Genomic DNA, 373 nt, shown 5'->3' on the forward strand with positions numbered 1-373 from the left:
AACTGTTGAAATCAACGAAGATGTTCCAGCAACATTTGACGATGGGTCAACAACTAAGACCGTTGAAGGTGTTGGTACCTACACAGTAGCAGCAGATGGAACAGTTACATTTGTACCAGAAAAATCATTCGTGGGAACTGCTCCAGCTGTGACAGTTGTTCGTGAAGATAAGAACGGAACCAAAGCTTCTGCAACCTACACACCAACAGTATTACCAGTAACCCCAACAGCTACACCAGCTGAAACAACTGATATTCAAGGTGCGACACAAACTGGTAAACCTGAATTCAAGGGTGGAACAGTAACAGTAGATGGCGTTGAGAAAACTGTTGAAATCAACGAAGATGTTCCAGCAACATTTGACGATGGGTCA

General features: G+C 43.4%; 1 protein-coding gene. It reads left to right on the plus strand.

Features of this window, described 5'->3' with window-relative positions:
* Positions 1 to 373 (plus strand): hypothetical protein (locus ADI76_RS01765; RefSeq protein WP_049514298.1); only part of this gene is annotated, 373 nt, incomplete at both ends.

Source organism: Streptococcus parasanguinis (assembly GCF_001074805.1).
In the GTDB taxonomy this organism is placed as follows: Bacteria; Bacillota; Bacilli; order Lactobacillales; family Streptococcaceae; genus Streptococcus; species Streptococcus parasanguinis_A.